Origin of the sequence: Sandarakinorhabdus sp. AAP62, assembly GCF_000331225.1 — a bacterium.
Lineage (GTDB): Bacteria > Pseudomonadota > Alphaproteobacteria > Sphingomonadales > Sphingomonadaceae > Sandarakinorhabdus.
In genome coordinates, this window is record NZ_ANFY01000004.1 from 94,360 (window position 1) to 111,593 (window position 17,234).

Here is a 17,234-nt window from a genome sequence, read left to right on the forward strand (position 1 = left end):
CGCGCCCCCCTTTTTCATGCCCCAATGTTCAGGCCAACGCGGCAGCCAGCACCAGATAGCGCCCACCCTTGGCGAGGGTGACGAGGGCGAGAAATAGTGGGAACGGCGTGCGCGCCGCGCCGGCCAGCACGGTGAAGCCATCGCCGATGATGGGCAGCCAGCTCAGCAGCAATGAGGCGACGCCCCAACGGTTGAACAGGTGCGCGCTGCGATCCCAGCCCGCGGCCGAAAGCGGGAACCAGCGGTGGTGGCGGAAATGTTCGGCCGATCGGCCCAGCCCGTAATTGAGCACCGCGCCGCCGACATTGCCAAGCGTGGCGACCAACACCAATAGCCAGGCGGGCTGTTCGGCGGCCAGCAGCAGGGCGGCAAGCACGATTTCGGATTGTGCCGGCAGAATAGAGCCGGCCAGGAAAGCGCTGGCGAGCAGGCCGGCGAGGGCCGCAATATCGGCAGGCCCCATATCGCAATGTCTCACTTTTCAGTGGCGGAGTCGGAGGGATTCGAACCCTCGGATCCAGTTACCCAGATCGGCAGTTTAGCAAACTACTGGTTTCAGCCACTCACCCACGACTCCGAGCGAGGGGCAGGCTATAGCCATGCGGTGAGGGGCTTGGCAACAGGCTTGTGCGGCAAGGCCCTTGTTGGGCCAGTTGCGGCTCAGCCCCGGTTAAGGCAACAGCGTCCAATGGCGACCGCACGGACGCCAGAGCGAGGGAGACGAGTTGATGATGGTTCGGGCAGCGGTAATCGCCTTGGCTGTGGCAATGCCGGCGCTGGCGCAACAGGCGCAACAGGCGCAGCCAGCCGCAGCTGCACCGGCACCGCCGCCGGCCACCCAGACCTATGCCGAGGAAGATGTGCTGGGCGCGGCCGAAGGCGTCTTTGGCAAGGGCGCCGAAGGCCTCGCTGATATCGTCCGCAAGACGTTCAAGGATCGCGGCCAGCCCAACGCCTATATCGTTGGCCGTGAGGCCGGCGGCGCCATCATCGTGGGCCTGCGTTATGGTTCGGGCACGCTGTATCACAAGGTGGAAGGCGAACGGAAAGTGCACTGGACGGGGCCCAGCGTGGGCTTCGACATCGGCGGCGATGGTTCCAAGGTGTTCGCGCTGGTCTACAATCTCAACGACACCGAAGACCTGTTCAAGCGTTACCCGGCGGCCGAGGGCAAGGCCTATCTGGTGGGCGGCTTCACCGCCAATTATCTGCAGCGCGACAATATCGTGATCGTGCCGATCAAGCTGGGTGTGGGCTGGCGGCTGGGCCTGAACGGCGGCTATCTGAAATTCTCCAAGAAGGGCAAGATCTTGCCCTTCTGATCGCGTTGCTTCGCCGTCAATCAATCGCCCCCAGCAGCGGCTCGCCCGCGCCCAGCCGGCGGATATTTTCCACCAGTCGTTCCATGATGCGGCGGTTGATGTCGGGGTTGCTCCAGGAAACATGCGGGGTGATGCGGCAGCGGGGGTGGGCCTGCAGTGCATGGCCGGGCGGCAGCGGTTCCGGATCGGTGACATCCAGGCTGGCCCACAGCCGGCCCTTGTCCAGTTCAGCCAGCAGCGCGTCCTGATCGATCAGGCCGCCGCGGCCGACATTGATGATGTGCGCGCTGGCCTTCATCCTGGCCAGCCGCTCGGCATTCAGCAGATGCTGGGTGGCCGGCGTGATCGGCGCGGCCAGCACAAGGTGATCGGCGCGCGCCACCACCTCGTCGAGCGGTGCCGTGCGGATATGGGCGTCAGGCGAGGGCGCGGCGCTGGCGCGGGCGGCGATGATCTCCATGCCGAAGGCGTGGGCATATTTGCCCACCTGGCGCGCGATATTGCCCAGGCCGATCAGGCCCAGCGTGCGGCCGTGCAGCGTGGCCAGCGGCTGATCGATGAACTGGGTGCGTTCCGGCCATGCTTCACCGGCCTTCAGCGTGATGTTGGCCAGTTGCTTGGCATGGGCCAGCATCACCGCCATCGCATATTCACCAATCGGAATGGCCGTCGTGCCCGACGCGCTGGCAACAGCAGGGGCCTCGAAAAGCCACGGCGGATAATCATCGGCGCCGGCGCTGGCCAGTTGCACCAGCTTCACATTGCCCGGCCAGCCGGCGGGGCGTGGCGCATGATTGGCCTCATCGCGGTCAGCGCCCTGCCCGTGCAGCACGAACAGCACATCGACATCGGTGGGCAGCGCCCAGCGGCTTTCCATCGGGATATGGGTGGCGGCCGTGATGCCGGGCAGGCCGGCGAGCATGGCTGACATGGGTGGGGCAAATTGGTGGGCGATGCGCATCTTGTCCTCCGCTGCGTCCATCCCCTAGCGGCAAGCGCGCCGGCCCGCTACAGGGCAGGAGGATCCAACCTGAAACGAGGACAAGATGGCCAGCATTACCGTGATCACCCGTGACGGCCAAAGCCATGTTCTGCCGGCCAATCCCGGCATGAGCGTGATGGAAATCATCAAGGATGCGGGCATTTCCGAATTGCTGGCGCTGTGCGGCGGCTGCTGTTCCTGCGCCACCTGCCATGTGCATGTTGCGGCCGATGATATGGCGCGCACCGGCCCGGCCAATGCCGATGAAGCCGATCTGCTCGATTCGTCCGATCATCTGGCGCCGACCAGCCGGCTTTCCTGCCAGATCGCCTTCACCCCCGCGCTGGACGGCCTCACCGTCACCATCGCGCCGGAGGATTGAGCGCTGAACGTGGCAGGCAAGGTCGCGACTGCTCTGGAACAGCAGGCGCGGTTTTGCGCCGGGTTGGGCGCGCCTTTCACCGGAGCGCTGTGCCGGGTGCTGGCAGGCGGCGTTGATCCGGCCAGCCTGACCGGCCAGCGCCTGGGCGTGTGGCCGGGCGAACCGATGACCGATGCACTGCCGATGCGGCTGACCGGCGCCCTGCATTGGCTGGTGCGCGCGGGCCGGGTGCCGGTGCTGGCGGCGCTGTATCCGCCGGCCGCCATGCCCGATGATGCCGCGCTGGCCGCAGCCCTGGCCGGCCTGTTTGCCGATCCCGCCATTGATGCTGCCATTTGCGATTTTTTGGATAGCCCGCCGCAAACCAACGAAGTTGGCCGCAGCGGCGCGCTGATGCCGGCGCTGCTGACGCTGGTGGCCGCAACTGGCCAGCCGCTGGCGCTGCACGAACTGGGGGCCAGCGCCGGGCTCAATCTCAATCTGGACCGCTTTGCCTTTGATCTGGGCGGCATCACGGCCGGCGATCCGGCCAGCGCCGTGCGCATCGCGCCGCACTGGCACGGCCCGCCGCCGCCGGCCGCAGCATTGCAGGTGGCGGCGCGGGCCGGCGTGGACATCGCCCCGCTCGATGCCAGCGATGCCGCCGTGGCAGAGCGGCTGATGGCCTTCATCTGGGCCGATCAGCCCGAACGGCTGGCGCGCACCGAAGCCGCCATTGCGCTGGCCCGCGCGTTCCCCCCGCCGCTGGAGCAAGGTGACGCCGCCGACTGGCTGGAGCGCACGCTGCGCCTTGCCGATGGCGTGACGACGGTCGTCTATCACAGCATCGCCTTTCAGTATTTCCCGCCGTCCGTGCAGGCGCGCGTGATGGGCCATCTGGCGAAGCTGGGCGCCACCGCGACGCCGCAGCGCCCGCTGGCCTGGCTGCGGATGGAAATGGACGATCCGGCCAACCCGGCGATGCCGGCCATCAGATTGTCGCTGTGGCGCGGCGCTGCCGAAGAGTCGCAGCTGCTGGGCCATGCCCATGCGCATGGCACGTTTGTGCACTGGACCGGGTGATGCGCCTGGTCCTGGCCTCGGCAAGCCCGCGCCGGCTCGATCTGCTCGCCCGGCTGGGGCTGGTGCCTGATGCCGTGGATCCCGCCGATCTGGATGAGGCCGTGCTGCCCGGTGAGCAGCCGCGCGTGCATGCCGAACGACTGGCGCGGGAGAAGGCGCTGCTGGTCGCCGGCCGCCACCCCGCCGCGGTCGTGCTGGCCGCCGATACGGTGGTGGCCGCCGGCCGCCGCATCCTGCCCAAGGCCGAAGACGAAGCCACCGCGCGCCGCTGCCTGGCGCTGCTGTCGGGCCGCCGCCACCGCGTGCTCACCGCCATCGCCCTGATTGATAACGAAGGCCGGCTGCGCGAGCGCGTGAGCGAATCCGTTGTCACCTTCCAGCGCCTCGCGGCGTCTGACATCGACTGGCTGATCGGGCGCGGCGACTGGCAGGGCAAGGCCGGCGGCTATGCCATCCAGGGCGCCGCCGAAGCCTTTGTGCGCCAGCTGAGCGGCAGCTTCTCCGGCGTCGTCGGCCTGCCGCTGAACGAGACGCGGCTGCTGCTCGGCGCGGCCGGCTGGCGGCCGTGACGGCGCTGCTGGAAATCGCCCCCGGCGCCGCTCGCGCCGTGGTGATGGACGGTGATATCTTGCTCGAAGCCCATATCGCCCGCAGCGATGAACCATTGCCGGTCGGCCTGATCGCGCCGGCCCGGCTGGCCAACCGCAGCGGCAAGCTGGGCGTGGTGGCGCTGGCCGGCGAGGAGGCGGTGCTGTCGCCCGTCCCGCCCGATTGGCCGGAGGGGCAGACGCGGCTGGTGGAGGTGCTCCGCCCGGCCCGGCCCGACGGCGCGCGCGACAAGCAGGCGCGGGTGGTGGCGCACGATGGCCCGGCGCGGCCCGCGCCATCGCTGGCGCAGCGTCTGGAGGCTGCCGGCCACCGGGTTGAGCTGGTCCCTGCCCATGGCCCGGATCGTCTCGCAGAGGCCGGCTGGGACATGGCGGTGGAGGAAGCCTTGTCAGGCCGCATCGATTTTCCCGGCGGTCGGCTGCTGGTGGCGCAAACCCCGGCGATGCTGGTGATCGACGTGGATGGTGACGGCGATCTGTCGCGCCTGTCCGAAGCTGCCGCGCGAGCCGTTTCGGCCACTGTGCGCCGCCATGGCATCGGCGGGCCGATCGTGGTGGATTTCCCCTCGCTGGCTGGCCGCGGGCCGCGTGCGGCCGTCGATGCGATCCTGGCCGAAACCCTGCCGCTGCCGTTTGAGAAGACCGCCATGAACGGCTTTGGCCTGGTGCAGATCATCCGCCCGCGCCGGCATCTCGGCCTGATCGAGGAAGTGCGCCGCCCGGGCTTTGCCGCGCTGGAACTGCTGCGCCGCGCCATGCGCCTGGTGGGGGCGACCCGGCTGGAAGCGCCAGCCCCGGTGATCGACTGGCTGGCGGCCCGCCCGGCCCTGATCGACGAAAGCGCGCGGCTGACGGGTGGGCCGCTGGCATTGGTGGTCAATGCTGGGGCAGGGAGAGGTCATGTCCAGCAAAGCTGATTCGCGCCCCTGCGCCTATTGCCGGAAAGTTCCGATGGTGGCGGCTTTCAAACCCTTCTGCAGCGAGGGTTGCCGGGCCCGCGATCTCAATGCCTGGCTGTCGGATCGCTATGTGTTGCCGGCCAATGCCCAGGATGACGAACTTTCTGATACGTCCCCGCTGGACAATGGCGACGAGGCTGGCTAAACGCCCGCTTCCCACGCGGTTCACCCAACCGCCTGAGTTGAGTGGGCCCGGGTAGCTCAGGGGTAGAGCAGGGGATTGAAAATCCCCGTGTCGGTGGTTCAAATCCGCCCCCGGGCACCATCATGCAAGCTTCCTGCATGATCAGTTCGCTGGCTCTTTCGGGCCCAGATTCGCGGACAGATAGGCCAGGATCCGGTCATATTCCGCATCGGTCAGCACCGTGCCATGCCCGACCATGATGCTGACCACCTCTGTCCATTCGTCTGGCGATCTGGGCTGGGCGATGATCACGTCCACGCCGTGGCACCGGGTGCAACTGTCGAGCACCTGCTGCTTGCCGGGGGCTTCCGGCAGGTCAATCGCCTGCGACACGGCTGCCGCGGCAATCATGCCGCTGGACATGCAGAGCAGGAAGAGCAGGCCAGGCCAGTGCCGCGACAGCATCACGGCGCTGCCGGCGGTTCGAGCCGCAGCAACATGCCATCGGTATCGTTCGGCCCGCGCAGGCGGCCTTCGGTCAGCACATAGATATTGCCGTCCGGCCCCTGCCTGATGTCGCGGAAGCGCACGCCGAGTTCATCCAGCATCGTATCGCCCTGCCGGATGAAATCGCCGCGGATGATCATCTGGGCGATCTTCCTGGTGTTGGCGCCCGCCACGATCAGGCTGCCCTTCAGCCGGGGAAACTTGTCGCCGGTGTAGAAGAACATGTTTTCCGGATTGAAATTCGGGTTCCAGAAATAGATCGGATCATCCATGCCGTCGCGGTGGAAGGGCTGATCGGATACCAGGCTGCCGGAATAGTGGCGGCCCAGCGACACCAGCGGCCAGCCATAATTATGCCCCGGCAATATCTTGTTGATCTCGTCACCACCAGCGGGGCCGAACTCGCTGGCCCACATCACGCCGGTCTTGGGGTCCCAGGCCATGCCATAGACATTGCGGTGGCCATAGCTCCAGATTTCCGGCCGTGCGCCCGCCGTTTTGACGAACGGGTTGTCGGGCGGCACCGACCCATCGTCGCGAACCCGCAGGATCTTGCCGATATGGCTGTTGAGGGCCTGCGCCTGCGGGCGGGCGCTTGATTGGTCGCTGGCGGTCGTGCCGTCGCGGTCCCCCACGCTGATATACAGCATCCCGTCTGGCCCAAAGACCATGCGGCCCGCATAGGTGCCGAGCGGACTTTCCCACGCCTCTGCCACCAAAACGTCCTGCACCGCGCTCAGCCGGCCATTGTCGAACCGGGCGCGGGCGACGGCCAGGGTTGTGGCCAGCCGGGGCTTCACCTCCTTGGTGTACGAGATGTAGAGCAGCTTGTTGCGGGCGAAATCGGGGTGCAGCACGATATCGTGCAGGCCGCCGATGCCGACATTGTTGAGCGCCGGCAGGCCCTCAACGACCTTGGGATCCAGCACGCCATCGCGCACCACCCGCAGGCGCCCGCCACGCTCGGTGATCAGCATGGTGCGGCCATCGGGCAGGAACACCAGCCCATCGGGATGCGACAGACCCTCAGCCAGCTTGACGACGCGCACTGCCATGCCGCCCTGGCTCTTCAGCACGACGGGCTTGTCCACCGCCGCGCCGGACAGCGCATCGGGTGGATAGTTGCGCAGGATCTGGGCCGGGGTCAGCGGCGCCGTGACGCCCGGCGTGTCGACCGGTTGTGCGGGCGCGGCTACGGGCAGGGCCGCCAGCAGCGCCGCCATCAGGCGTGATCTCGTCTGACCAGTCATGCGTCCTCCCGAACCGCAAACATCCGCATCCGCCTCATTGCAAACTCAGGGCCACCAGTTCGGCCGGATGGTCAACGCCGCCCACCCCGACCACGATATATTGCTTGCCCTTGTGCATGTAGGTGATCGGCGGCGAGGTCGTGCCGGCGCCGAGATCGGCCTGCCACGCCACCTTCCCGGTCTTCTTGTCATAGGCGCGGAACATGGTGCCGCCGCTCAATTTGGGAATGCTCAGGCCCACCTTGTCACCTTCGCCGATGAACAGGAACGACTTGGTGAGCAGCGGCGCCGCCCGGCCGGCCTGGCCAAGCGGCGGCAGATCGAGATGCTTCAGCAACGGATGGTCGCGCGGGCCATCGCCATTGGGCACCATCCACAGATGATCACCGCTGTTCATGTCGATCGCGGTGATCCGGCCATAGGGCGGCTTGACCATGGGCAGGCCCTGTGGCCCTTCCATGTACAGGCTTGATTCCGGCGGCCGCTTGTAATTGTCGCGGCCGATCCATGGCACGCTGACCGACGGGATATAGATCACCCCGGTTTCCGGATCGAGCGCGGCCCCGGTCCAGTTGGCGCCACCCACCCAGCCGGGCAGGTAGAGCGTGCCCAGCTTGCCATCCGGCCCACCCGCCGGCGACGGCGGCGTGTACATGGGGCCATGCTGGTAGCGGCTGAGGATCTGCACCGCTTCGGCCCGCAGCGCCGGTGTGTAGTCGATCAGCTGATCCTCATCCATGCCCTGCCGGTCGAACGGTTTGGGCTTCACCGGGATCGGCTGGGTTGGCGACGATTTTTCGCCCGGCATGGTCGATGCCGGCACCGGCGTTTCGATGATGGGGAACAGCGGCTCGCCCGTCGCCCGGTCAAAGGCGAAGACATAGGCCATCTTGGTGACCTGGATGGCGGCCTTGCGCAGGCGGCCATTCACCTTGATGTCGGCCAGCATCGGCGGCGAGGGCAGATCATAATCCCACAGATCATGATGCACCGTCTGGTAGTGCCAGACCTTCCTGCCGGTGCGGGCATCGACGGCCACCAGCGAGTCCGAATAGAGATTGTTGCCCGGCCGCGTCACGCCGTAATAGTCGCTCGGCGGCGCGCTGAGCGGCAGATAGACGAGGCCGAGCTTTTCATCGGCGCTGAAGGCCGACCAAACCTTGGTCTTGCCGCCCACCCGCCAGGAGTCATTTTCCCACGTCTCCACCCCCGGTTCGCCTTCGCGCGGCACGGTGTGGAAGGTCCACAGCAGCTTGCCGGTACGCACATCGAAGCCGCGCACATTGCCGGTGAGCGAGGCCTTGTTGATGTCGGCAACGCCGGTGGCGATCGGCTGGCCGCCGATCACGATCACGTCGCCCACCACGATCGGTGCAGGGGCGGTCCACGAAAAGATCGTCCTTGGCGCTTCGCGCAGATCGACCCGGCCCTGATCGCCGAACGATGTGACCGGCTTGCCGGTGCGGGCGTCGAGCACAAGGAGATGGTTGCCGCGCACGGTGATGATGCGGGCCGCGGCACCCTTGCCCCACAGCGCCAGCGCCCGGCTGGCGGCGGCGGGCGTCAGCCGCGGATCGCCGGGAAAAGGCGCCTGGCGCCAGAGGATTCGGCCGCTGCCCGGATCGCGCGCCTCCACCAGGCCGATCTGGTTGCTGATGTACATCACGCCGCCCACCACCAGCGGCGCGTTGCGGTAATTGTTGGACGGCACCAGCGTCGGATTTTCGGCGCGCAGGGCCGGATCGATGGCCGGCGCGCGCCAGGCCACTTTCAGCCGATGGATGGTGCTGGCGTTGATCTGGTTCAGCGCCGAATATTTGGTGTCACCCAGCGTGCCGCCGAAATGCGCCCAATCGCCGGCGGCTTGCGCCTGCGCCGCTGCGGCACCCAGCGCGAAGCCCGCCGCCAGCGTGATGCCCTTCAAGCCCCTCATATGGTCAACTCCATTCTGCGCCAGGACCAGCGCCGGCCAGCACGGGCCTATTCCGGCATCTTCACCACCGGCTTGCCCTGGCTCTTGTAGACGATCCCGTTCTTCACCACGGTCTGCACCCAGAACAGATTGTTCAGATCATGGTAGACCGGATCGCCCGGCACCACGATGATGTCGGCCAGCTTGCCTGGTTCGATGGTGCCCAGATCGGGCTTGCCCATGATGCGGGCATTCACGCGCGTGGTATCGGCAATCACCTCCAGCGGCGACAGGCCTTCATCCACCAGCACCTTCATTTCCCGCACCAGGCCATCGCTGTTGAAGTTCATCGGCGTGCCGCTGTCGGTGCCCACGCCCATCAGCGCGTTGGACTCGATCAACTGCTTCACCTGCGGGCTGCGGAACTTGATCTGGCGGTTGATGCCCGCGAAATAGCTTTCGGCCGGCCATTCCCTGAAACTGTCCTGCATCGCCGCCCAGATATCGGCGGGGAACAGGCCTTTCAGCACCGGATCCTGCAATCGGCCGGGGAATTGCACGGTATCGGGGTAGATCCAGCTGCGATGCGCAGCGGTCAGCACGATGGGTCGGTTGCTTTCGGAAATCGTGCGCACCAGATCGGCGCTGTAGGTGGGGCCGCCCGCCGATCCCATGTGCTGCAGCACATCGACACCGGCATCAAAGGCATTGCGCACATCGGCTTCGGCATAAACATGCGCATGCACCTTCACGCGATTGGCGTGCGCGGCCTTCACGATGGCGAAATAATCGTCGCGCGTCAGGCCGGCATGCGCCTTGATCACGTCAACCCCCTGCCTGACCAGGCGATCGACGACATCGGCGCCTTCCTTCGGCGTGGTGATCACCGCTGACGCCTCGGCCGGAAAGCCGCCGAACGCCCGGCGCGTCACCAGCGGCCCCGACACCTGCAGCCGCGGGCCGGGGATTTCGCCCTTCTCGATGCGGCTCCGCAGGCTGATGCTTTCGGTGGCATTGCCGCCCAGATCGATCGCCGACGTCACGCCCGACATCAGCAGCTGCCAGGCCGAAAGTTCCATCACCTTCTCGATGGAATATTTCCGGCCCGCCCCCTGCAGCCACTTGAACCAGCCGGCCTCGTCGCCAAAGCCGATCATGAACAGATGGGCATGGGCGTCGATGAGGCCGGGCATCATGGTCTGGCCGCTGGTATCGATCACTGTCGCGCCGGCCGGGATCGCCACCTCTGCCGCCGGGCCAACGGCGACAATGCGCTCACCCCGGATCACGATCCGGGCATTGTGCAGCGGCGGCACGCTCAGGCCGCTGATCAGCATGCCGCCCGTCAGCACGGTGACTGGGGTGTCCTGCGCCATCGCAGCGGCAGGCATCAGTGCCAGCAGGGCCAGCCAGCGCACCAGCATGCGAGCGGCGGCCCGGCGCCAGGTGATCCCTTCGGCCAGACCCATGCGCATTCTCATCATCGTCCCCCTGCGGCGAAGCCCTGCCATACAGCCTGTGATTGTTGCAGCCCGTCAGCAAGCCCAAAAGTGCGAGGCGCCGGCGCTTGTCCAATGTTCAGTTGCAGGCCGGCCGGATTGGCCGCTAGGCTGCGCCATCCACCTTGGCAGGGACCATATTCATGAAGCTGCGCCAGGCCGCTGCTGCGGCAAAGACCATCACCGCGGCTGAGGCGGCGGCCCTGGTGCAATCGGGCATGTGGCTGGATTATTTCGGCACCATCAACCAGCCCGATGCCTTCGATCGCGCGCTGGGGGAGCGGATCACGCAGCTTTCTGATCTGAAGGTTCGTTCCACCCTGTCGATGCGGCCGCGCGCGGTGATCGAGAAGGACCCCACCGGGCAGCACGCCCACATGATCAGCCTGCACATGAGCGGCTATGATCGCCGCCTGCACGAACAGGGCCGCTGCAGCTATACGCCGCTGAACCTGGGCGAGATTTCGGACTATTATCGCCGCTTCATTCCGCCGGTGGACATGCTGATCCTGAAGGCGCGGCCGCTGGAAAATGGTGGCTTCAACATCGGGCCCACCAATGTCTGGCTTCGTTCCATCATGGAACGGGCGCGGCTGGTCATCATCGAGACCTGCAACGCCCTGCCGCATGCCCTTGGCGAGGGCACCGACATCCCCATCAGCGAAGTCGATTACATCATCGACGGTGACGACAGCCCGGTGCCGGAACTGCCCAATGCCCCGGTGACCGATGTCGACCGGGCGGTGGCGCGGCTGATCATGGCCGAGATCGACGATGGCGCCTGCCTGCAGATCGGCATCGGCGGCATGCCCAACGCCGTGTGCGCGATGCTGGCCGAGGCCGGGATCAAGGATCTGGGTGTCCACACCGAAATGCTCACCGATGGCATTGCCGAGCTGTATCGTGCCGGGCTGATCACCGGCGCCGCCAAGGCGCTCGATCCCGGCAAGCTGGTCTATTGCTTCGCGGCCGGCACCAAGCCGCTGTATGACACGATCGATCGCAATCCCGATCTGTCGTGCCGGCCGGTGGAATATACCAATTCCCCGCATATCGTGATGCAGAACCCCAAGGCGACGGCGATCAACAGCACGACGCAGATCGATCTTTCCGGGCAGGCCGCATCGGAAAGCGATGGCAACCGCCACCTGACCGGCACCGGCGGCCAGGCGCAGTTCGTGCGCGGCGCCTATGCGTCGGACGGCGGCAAGAGCTTCATCTGCCTGCCCTCCACCTACGACAAGAAGGGCGAGCGCCGCAGCCGGATCGTGTTCAACCTGACGCAAGGCAATATCGTCACCACCACCCGGGCCGACATGATGTACGTGGTGACCGAATATGGCATCGTGAACCTGAAGGGCAAATCGGTGCCGGAACGGGCGCGGGCGCTGATCGGCCTGGCCCACCCGGATTTCCGCGAGGGGCTGGAGCGCCAGGCCCATGAACATCGCCTGATCCCGCGCGGGTTCCGCTTCTGAAACGCTTCCGTACCGAAAAGGGCCGCCCCGGATGGAGCGGCCCTTCGTGTCGTGCGGTCGTTGTTGGTCTTAGGCAGTGACAGCGCGGCGGCGGCGGGCGGTGGCGCCCACCAGGCCAAAGCCGGCGATCAGCATCGCCCAGCTGGCCGGTTCCGGCACGACGCCCGAAGCGCCGATGGTCAGATTGTCGATCTGGAACGAGCCGCTTGTCGTGATGCCACCGTTGGGGCCGAACGCGATCGAGCGGATCTGGCGATCCGAGGTCAAGCCCCAGAAGCTCGCCACGTTGGCCTGCAGGGCGAACAGCTGGGTGTCGCTGTTGCCAAAGGTGACAAGGGCCGAATACGGCAGAAAGCCGTCGTTGACGGTAATATCCAGGCCAACACCACCAACACCGTTGGCATTGCCGAAGCTGGTCTGATCAAAGTGCAGCGTGAAACTGCCATTGCAGCCGGCACAGTATCTTTGACCCACAATGATGTTCAGGTTGGAAAAGCCAGTGGTTTCATAGCGCGTCTGGCCGGCAACCGCCGTCATCGCGGCATTGTTCAGGATCTGGAAGTCGCCGGAATAGCCGTCTGCCACGCCATAGCCGTCGGTGAACGAACTGGACAGCGCCGACAGGAAGGTGGCGCGGTCGCCGAACACGGTGGTTTGCGCGGACGCACCGGTCAGCGCGCTGGTGGCGGCGAGCGCAAACAGCGCGGCCTTGAGCATGGTCTTCATAATTTACCCCCGACTTTGTACAAGCGCCCTCTCAAGCGCACGCCAAGCAAGATTAGCGCCGCAATAAATTAAGATATTCTTTATCAATTGTATAGAAAAATCTGGGGCAATTTGGCTGTTGGCCTGCAAATGACGCCTGCAGCCAGAGCAGCGCGTTCACTGCATTTGGTGATCGCGCAGCGCCCGGGTGCGATGCCGCGATGTGGTTGCGCGAATATCCGCTTCGTGCCACGGCAGTGATCATGAACCTCGCTCGCTTTCCCCGTCGCCGCTACACCCCAGGACACACGCCGCTGGAGCTGATGCCGCGCCTTTCGGCGGCCATTGGTGGCCCGGAATTGTGGATCAAGCGTGACGATCTGCTCGGCCTCGCCGGCGGCGGCAACAAGACGCGCAAGCTGGAATTCCTGGTCGCCGATGCGCTGGCCAAGGGGGCGGATACGCTGATCACCGTGGGCGCACCGCAGTCCAACCATTGCCGGTTGACGCTGGCGGCAGCGGCCAAGGAAGGGCTGGATTGCCGGCTGGTGATCGAGGAGCGGGTGCCGGGCAGTTTCAGCCCGGACGCGCTGGGCAACAATCTGCTGTTCGATCTGATGGGCGCCGCATCGGTGCGCATGGTCAAGGCCGGGGCCGATCTGATGGCCGAGATGGAGGAGGACGCTGCCGCCGTGAAGGCCGCCGGTGGCCACCCCTATATCATCGTCGGCGGCGGTTCCTCGCCGCTCGGTGCGCTCGGTTATGCGGCGTGCGCGCAGGAAATCATGGACCAGGCGTTCGACATGGGCGTTGCCTTTGATCGCATCGTGGTCGCATCGGGCAGTGCCGGCACCCATTCCGGCCTGATTGCCGGCCTGGTGGCGCTGAATGCCGGTATCCCGGTGACGGGCATCAACGTGCGCCGCCCGCGCGCCGAGCAGGAAGCCAATGTGCTTCGCCTGGCGCAGGCCACCGCCGATCTGATGGGCACGCCGCAGCCGCAGGCCGCCGACATCGTGGCGCTCGCCGATTGGGTGGGCCCGGGCTACTCGCTGCCGACGCCCGAAATGGTGGAGGCGGTGCGGCTGCTGGCAGCGAAGGAGGGCATATTGCTGGACCCGGTGTACAGCGGCAAGGCGATGGCCGGGCTGATCGCGCTGGCGCGGCAGGGCGCGTTCAAGGGTGAACGCGTGCTGTTCCTGCACACCGGCGGCGCGCCGTCGCTGTCGGCCTTTGCCGGCGTGCTGCGCGATCCCACCCTGAACTGATGGCGCGTTACCGCACTATCGGCGTGATCGGCGGCATGGGGCCGGCGGCCACCGCTGATTTCCTCGGCCGGCTGGTCGCGGGCGTGAATGCCGCCAGCGATACCGATCACCCGCGCGTGCTGGTGGACAGTAACCCGCATGTGCCCGATCGCAACGCGGCCGCGCTGACCGGGGCGGATTCCCCCGGGCCCGCTCTGGCCGCCATGGGCGCGGCGCTGGTGGCGCAGGGCGCGCAGTTGCTGGCCATGCCGTGCAATGCCGCGCACGGCTGGGCCGATGCCATCACGGCGGCGCCCTTCGTTTCCATGATCGATGCCGCCATTGCCGAAGCCATGGCCCACCAGCCGCGCTGCATCGGCGTGCTGGGCGTTGGCGCGACGCTGGCGCTTGATCTCTATGGCCGGGCCAGCCCGGTACCGGTACTGAATGGCGATCTTTGCGTGGTGCAGCCGGCGGTAAATGCCATCAAGGCCGGTGACCGCAGCGATGCGGTGCGTGAGCGCCTGGCCGGAGAAGCCGCACGGCTGGCCGCGGCCGGCGCTGACGTGGTGATCGCCGCCTGCACCGAAGTGCCGCTGGCCCTGACCCAGGCCGATGTGGCGGTGCCGTTGATCGATTCCACCGCCGCGCTGGCCCGCGCCACATTGGCGGCGGCGCGTTTGCCCGATAGGGTGCAGCCATGAGCCAGATCCCAGCCGTTCATACGAAAGCCGCCGTCCTGTCCGCCATGGGCGCTTCGCAGCCTTATGCGGCCAGCCAGCCGCTCAGCCTGAAATCGCTCGATCTGGCGCCGCCGGGGCCGGGCGAGCTGCTGGTCCGCATCGAAGCCGCCGGCCTGTGCCACAGCGATCTTTCGGTGGTGAACGCCGATCGCCCGCGCCCGCTGCCGATGGCGCTGGGCCATGAAGCGGTGGCGCGCGTGGAAGCGGCCGGGCCAGGCGCGCGGCTGCAGCCGGGCGCGCGCGTGGTGATGGCCTTCCTGCCCGCCTGCGGCCATTGCGACGCCTGCCACCGCGGTGAGCCCTGGCTGTGCAGCAACGGCGCGGCGGCGAATGGCAAGGGTGAATTGCTCGGCGGCGGTTTCCGCCTGTCGGATTGCGGCCACCCTGTGCACCACCATCTCGGCCTGTCGGCCTTTGCCACCCACGCCGTGATCGACGAACGCAGCTGCGTCGTCATTGATGACGATATTCCGGCCGAAATCGCCGCGCTATTCGGCTGCGCGGTGCTTACGGGCGTCGGTGCGGTGTTCAATTCCGCCGTGGTGCGCCCAGGCGAAAGCGTGGCCGTCTGGGGCCTCGGCGGCGTTGGCCTGGCGGCCTTGCTGGGCGCCGTGGCGGCCGGCGCGGAGCCGGTGATTGCCATCGACCCGGTGCCGGAAAAGCGCGCTCTGGCCCTGGAACTGGGCGCCCGTGCAGCCGTGGCGCCAGCAGACGTGGCCGAAGCCTTTGCCAAATATGGCGCGCCGCGGGTGGCCATCGAGAGCGTGGGCAGCGGCAAGGTGCTGGCCGAAGCTTATCGCACCGCCGCGCGCGGCGGCCGTATCGTGACGGTAGGACTGCCCAACCCGGCCGACCCCTTCACCATCCCGGCGGTCAGCCTGGTGGCCGAAGCCAAGACCATCATCGGCAGCTACATGGGCTCGGCGGTGCCGGCGCGCGACATTCCGCGCTATGTCGCCTTGTGGCGGGCCGGGCGCTTGCCGGTGGAACGGCTGCTTTCCTGCGTGCGCCCGATGGCCGAGATCAACGCGGCGCTTGACGCGCTGGCCAGCGGGCAGGCCATCCGCCAGATATTGATCCCCTGATGCCCGGCCTGTGGGCGGCCATCGGCGGCGGGCTCGGCCTGCTGCTGGGCAGCTTCATCGCCGTGCTGACGTCGCGTTGGCCGCACGGCGAAACCCTGCTGGGCCGGTCGCGCTGTGATGGCTGCGGGCAAAGGCTGGGTGCGGCGGAACTGGTGCCGCTGCTCTCTCATCTGTTGCAGCGCGGGCGCTGCCGCCACTGCGGCGTGGCGATTGCCGCCCGGCACTGGCAGATCGAGCTGGCGGCCGCCGTGATCGGGGCGGGGCTGTTGTGGCGCTTTCCCGGCGTGAACGGCCTGGCACTGGCGCTGGCGGGCTGGTGGCTGCTGACGCTGCTGATCCTCGATGCCGAACACCAGTGGCTGCCCGATGCGCTCACCCTGCCGCTGATCCCGTTTGCGCTGCTGCTGCCCGAGGCGCCGTGGGGTCTGCCGCTGGACCAGCGGCTGTGGGGCGCCGGGCTGGGCTTTGCCGGACTGTGGCTGGTCGGCCTTGGCTACCGGCGCTTGCGCGGGCGCGACGGGCTGGGCGGCGGCGATCCCAAATTGCTGGCCGGGCTCGGGGCGTTGCTGGGCGGCTGGAGCCTGCCGTTCCTGATCACCGGCGCGGCCGCATTGGGGCTGGCGCTGGCCGGTTGGGATCAGTTTCGCGGGCGCCCGGTGAATGCCACCACACGGCTTCCGTTCGGTGCCCTGCTGGCGGGCGTGGCGCTGGTTCTGCTATGGTTGGGCGCCGATTGGCTGGAGATGTTTCGATGAGATTTGCCGGCGCTCAGCGCGTGCCCGACAAGCGGGTGGAGCTGTTCCAGCAGAAGAAGTTCCTCAGCCCCGATGAATGCGCCGGCCTGATTGCGCTGATCGACACGCTGCGCCGGCCGTCCACCATCACCGATGCCTATGGGGCCAGCGATGATTTCCGGACCAGCGAGACGGCCGATCTGCCGGCTGGCGATCCGCTGGTGGCCAGCGTCTATCGCCGGCTCGCCGATCATGCCGGGCTGAACATCGCCCATGCCGAAACGCTGCAGGGCCAGCGCTATGCACCCGGCCAGCAGTTCAAGGCGCACACGGACTATTTCGAACCGACCGGCCTGGATTATTTCCCCCACACCGCAGATGGCGGCCAGCGCACCTGGACCTTGATGGTCTATCTCAACACGCCGCAGGCGGGCGGGGCGACGCGCTTTGTCAATCTGAACAAGATGATCCAGCCCGAAACGGGCAAATTGCTGGCGTGGAACAACCGGCTGGCCGATGGCGGCGTCAACAGCTTCACCCTGCACGCCGGCATGCCGGTGCGGGCCGGCACCAAATATATCATCACCGCCTGGTTCCGCGATCGCCCGCGCCGATATCCCGCGGTGACCTGACAC

18 protein-coding genes, 2 tRNA genes and 1 pseudogene are annotated in these 17,234 nt (G+C 67.0%); 13 read left to right on the forward strand and 8 right to left on the reverse strand.

Going from position 1 to position 17,234, the window contains the following annotated elements:
• Window positions 1-28: 28 nt before the first annotated feature.
• Together D619_RS0103810 and D619_RS0103815 are read right to left on the reverse strand one after the other, a co-directional pair.
• Complete coding sequence (locus D619_RS0103810; protein WP_017667244.1) at window positions 29-463, reverse strand: YqaA family protein; 435 nt, start codon at window positions 461-463, stop codon at window positions 29-31.
• A gap of 22 nt (window positions 464-485) precedes the next feature.
• A tRNA-Ser gene (locus tag D619_RS0103815) sits at window positions 486-577 on the reverse strand.
• A gap of 262 nt (window positions 578-839) precedes the next feature.
• On the opposite strand from D619_RS0103815, the pseudogene D619_RS0103820 reads away from it, so the two are divergent.
• Window positions 840-1,322: pseudogene (locus D619_RS0103820) on the forward strand (DUF1134 domain-containing protein); the annotation flags it as partial.
• Between the two features lie 16 nt (window positions 1,323-1,338).
• Here D619_RS0103820 and D619_RS0103825 read toward each other — a convergent pair.
• On the reverse strand, window positions 1,339-2,253 hold the full coding sequence (locus D619_RS0103825; RefSeq protein ID WP_193743247.1) for an NAD(P)-dependent oxidoreductase: 915 nt from the start codon (window positions 2,251-2,253) through the stop codon (window positions 1,339-1,341).
• Window positions 2,254-2,368: 115 nt separating this feature from the next.
• On the opposite strand from D619_RS0103825, the gene D619_RS0103830 reads away from it, so the two are divergent.
• From D619_RS0103830 to D619_RS0103855, 6 genes are all read left to right on the forward strand, one after another.
• On the forward strand, window positions 2,369-2,686 hold the full coding sequence (locus tag D619_RS0103830) for a 2Fe-2S iron-sulfur cluster-binding protein (protein WP_017667247.1): 318 nt from the start codon (window positions 2,369-2,371) through the stop codon (window positions 2,684-2,686).
• A 9-nt stretch (window positions 2,687-2,695) separates the two neighbouring features.
• Complete coding sequence (locus D619_RS0103835; RefSeq protein ID WP_026090688.1) at window positions 2,696-3,748, forward strand: DUF2332 family protein; 1,053 nt, start codon at window positions 2,696-2,698, stop codon at window positions 3,746-3,748.
• Window positions 3,748-4,317, forward strand: a complete 570-nt coding sequence (locus D619_RS0103840; protein WP_017667249.1) for a nucleoside triphosphate pyrophosphatase — start codon at window positions 3,748-3,750, stop codon at window positions 4,315-4,317. Before D619_RS0103835 ends, D619_RS0103840 begins: the two co-directional genes overlap by 1 nt.
• Complete coding sequence (locus tag D619_RS0103845; RefSeq protein ID WP_017667250.1) at window positions 4,314-5,273, forward strand: ribonuclease E/G; 960 nt, start codon at window positions 4,314-4,316, stop codon at window positions 5,271-5,273. The genes D619_RS0103840 and D619_RS0103845 overlap by 4 nt, the downstream gene beginning before the upstream one ends.
• A complete protein-coding gene (gene yacG / locus D619_RS15470) occupies window positions 5,257-5,460 on the forward strand; it encodes a DNA gyrase inhibitor YacG (RefSeq protein WP_033372885.1) in 204 nt (67 codons plus the stop codon). Before D619_RS0103845 ends, yacG begins: the two co-directional genes overlap by 17 nt.
• Window positions 5,461-5,505: 45 nt before the next feature.
• A tRNA-Phe gene (locus D619_RS0103855) sits at window positions 5,506-5,580 on the forward strand.
• A 21-nt stretch (window positions 5,581-5,601) separates the two neighbouring features.
• Here the strand turns inward: D619_RS0103855 and D619_RS0103860 are convergent.
• The 4 genes from D619_RS0103860 to D619_RS0103875 are packed head-to-tail and all read right to left on the reverse strand — an operon-like array spanning window position 5,602 to window position 10,583.
• On the reverse strand, window positions 5,602-5,862 hold the full coding sequence (locus D619_RS0103860; protein WP_193743248.1) for a hypothetical protein: 261 nt from the start codon (window positions 5,860-5,862) through the stop codon (window positions 5,602-5,604).
• A 41-nt stretch (window positions 5,863-5,903) separates the two neighbouring features.
• A complete protein-coding gene (locus tag D619_RS0103865) occupies window positions 5,904-7,196 on the reverse strand; it encodes a PQQ-dependent sugar dehydrogenase (RefSeq protein WP_152417286.1) in 1,293 nt (430 codons plus the stop codon).
• Window positions 7,197-7,230: 34 nt separating this feature from the next.
• Window positions 7,231-9,129, reverse strand: coding sequence for a PQQ-binding-like beta-propeller repeat protein (locus tag D619_RS0103870; RefSeq protein WP_017667254.1), 1,899 nt, complete (start codon window positions 9,127-9,129; stop codon window positions 7,231-7,233).
• A 47-nt stretch (window positions 9,130-9,176) separates the two neighbouring features.
• Window positions 9,177-10,583 (reverse strand): amidohydrolase family protein, encoded by a 1,407-nt coding sequence (locus D619_RS0103875; protein WP_017667255.1) that lies wholly within the window; start codon window positions 10,581-10,583, stop codon window positions 9,177-9,179.
• Between the two features lie 167 nt (window positions 10,584-10,750).
• Between D619_RS0103875 and D619_RS0103880 the strand changes: the two genes are divergently transcribed.
• Window positions 10,751-12,085, forward strand: coding sequence for an acetyl-CoA hydrolase/transferase C-terminal domain-containing protein (locus tag D619_RS0103880; RefSeq protein ID WP_017667256.1), 1,335 nt, complete (start codon window positions 10,751-10,753; stop codon window positions 12,083-12,085).
• Window positions 12,086-12,154: 69 nt separating this feature from the next.
• Here D619_RS0103880 and D619_RS18295 read toward each other — a convergent pair whose 3' ends face one another.
• A complete protein-coding gene (locus D619_RS18295; protein WP_017667257.1) occupies window positions 12,155-12,811 on the reverse strand; it encodes a PEPxxWA-CTERM sorting domain-containing protein in 657 nt (218 codons plus the stop codon).
• A gap of 242 nt (window positions 12,812-13,053) precedes the next feature.
• Here D619_RS18295 and D619_RS0103895 point away from each other — a divergent pair, with 242 nt between their 5' ends.
• Genes D619_RS0103895 through D619_RS15480 form a run of 5 tightly spaced genes read left to right on the forward strand, consistent with a single transcriptional unit; the run spans window position 13,054 to window position 17,231 of the window.
• On the forward strand, window positions 13,054-14,058 hold the full coding sequence (locus tag D619_RS0103895) for a D-cysteine desulfhydrase (protein WP_026090692.1): 1,005 nt from the start codon (window positions 13,054-13,056) through the stop codon (window positions 14,056-14,058).
• The gene (locus tag D619_RS0103900) at window positions 14,058-14,741 is read left to right on the forward strand and encodes an amino acid racemase (RefSeq protein ID WP_017667259.1); all 684 of its coding nucleotides are present in this window, start codon (window positions 14,058-14,060) and stop codon (window positions 14,739-14,741) included. The genes D619_RS0103895 and D619_RS0103900 overlap by 1 nt, the downstream gene beginning before the upstream one ends.
• Window positions 14,738-15,865 carry a zinc-binding dehydrogenase gene (locus D619_RS0103905; protein WP_017667260.1) on the forward strand — a complete coding sequence of 376 codons (1,128 nt, stop codon included), beginning with the start codon at window positions 14,738-14,740 and terminating at the stop codon, window positions 15,863-15,865. Before D619_RS0103900 ends, D619_RS0103905 begins: the two co-directional genes overlap by 4 nt.
• Window positions 15,865-16,620, forward strand: a complete 756-nt coding sequence (locus D619_RS0103910; RefSeq protein WP_017667261.1) for a prepilin peptidase — start codon at window positions 15,865-15,867, stop codon at window positions 16,618-16,620. The genes D619_RS0103905 and D619_RS0103910 overlap by 1 nt, the downstream gene beginning before the upstream one ends.
• The gene (locus tag D619_RS15480; protein ID WP_017667262.1) at window positions 16,617-17,231 is read left to right on the forward strand and encodes a 2OG-Fe(II) oxygenase; all 615 of its coding nucleotides are present in this window, start codon (window positions 16,617-16,619) and stop codon (window positions 17,229-17,231) included. Before D619_RS0103910 ends, D619_RS15480 begins: the two co-directional genes overlap by 4 nt.
• Window positions 17,232-17,234: the final 3 nt, after the last annotated feature.

Coding starts and splice junctions, on each gene's coding strand:
- D619_RS0103810 (WP_017667244.1), bottom strand. CDS start 463: ATGGGGCCTGCCGATATTGCGGCCCTCGCCGGCCTGCTCGCCAGCGCT.
- D619_RS0103825 (WP_193743247.1), bottom strand. CDS start 2,253: ATGTCAGCCATGCTCGCCGGCCTGCCCGGCATCACGGCCGCCACCCAT.
- D619_RS0103830 (WP_017667247.1), top strand. CDS start 2,369: ATGGCCAGCATTACCGTGATCACCCGTGACGGCCAAAGCCATGTTCTG.
- D619_RS0103840 (WP_017667249.1), top strand. CDS start 3,748: ATGCGCCTGGTCCTGGCCTCGGCAAGCCCGCGCCGGCTCGATCTGCTC.
- yacG (WP_033372885.1), top strand. CDS start 5,257: ATGTCCAGCAAAGCTGATTCGCGCCCCTGCGCCTATTGCCGGAAAGTT.
- D619_RS0103860 (WP_193743248.1), bottom strand. CDS start 5,862: ATGTCCAGCGGCATGATTGCCGCGGCAGCCGTGTCGCAGGCGATTGAC.
- D619_RS0103865 (WP_152417286.1), bottom strand. CDS start 7,196: ATGACTGGTCAGACGAGATCACGCCTGATGGCGGCGCTGCTGGCGGCC.
- D619_RS0103870 (WP_017667254.1), bottom strand. CDS start 9,129: ATGAGGGGCTTGAAGGGCATCACGCTGGCGGCGGGCTTCGCGCTGGGT.
- D619_RS0103875 (WP_017667255.1), bottom strand. CDS start 10,583: ATGCGCATGGGTCTGGCCGAAGGGATCACCTGGCGCCGGGCCGCCGCT.
- D619_RS0103880 (WP_017667256.1), top strand. CDS start 10,751: ATGAAGCTGCGCCAGGCCGCTGCTGCGGCAAAGACCATCACCGCGGCT.
- D619_RS18295 (WP_017667257.1), bottom strand. CDS start 12,811: ATGAAGACCATGCTCAAGGCCGCGCTGTTTGCGCTCGCCGCCACCAGC.
- D619_RS0103895 (WP_026090692.1), top strand. CDS start 13,054: ATGAACCTCGCTCGCTTTCCCCGTCGCCGCTACACCCCAGGACACACG.
- D619_RS0103900 (WP_017667259.1), top strand. CDS start 14,058: ATGGCGCGTTACCGCACTATCGGCGTGATCGGCGGCATGGGGCCGGCG.
- D619_RS0103905 (WP_017667260.1), top strand. CDS start 14,738: ATGAGCCAGATCCCAGCCGTTCATACGAAAGCCGCCGTCCTGTCCGCC.
- D619_RS0103910 (WP_017667261.1), top strand. CDS start 15,865: ATGCCCGGCCTGTGGGCGGCCATCGGCGGCGGGCTCGGCCTGCTGCTG.
- D619_RS15480 (WP_017667262.1), top strand. CDS start 16,617: ATGAGATTTGCCGGCGCTCAGCGCGTGCCCGACAAGCGGGTGGAGCTG.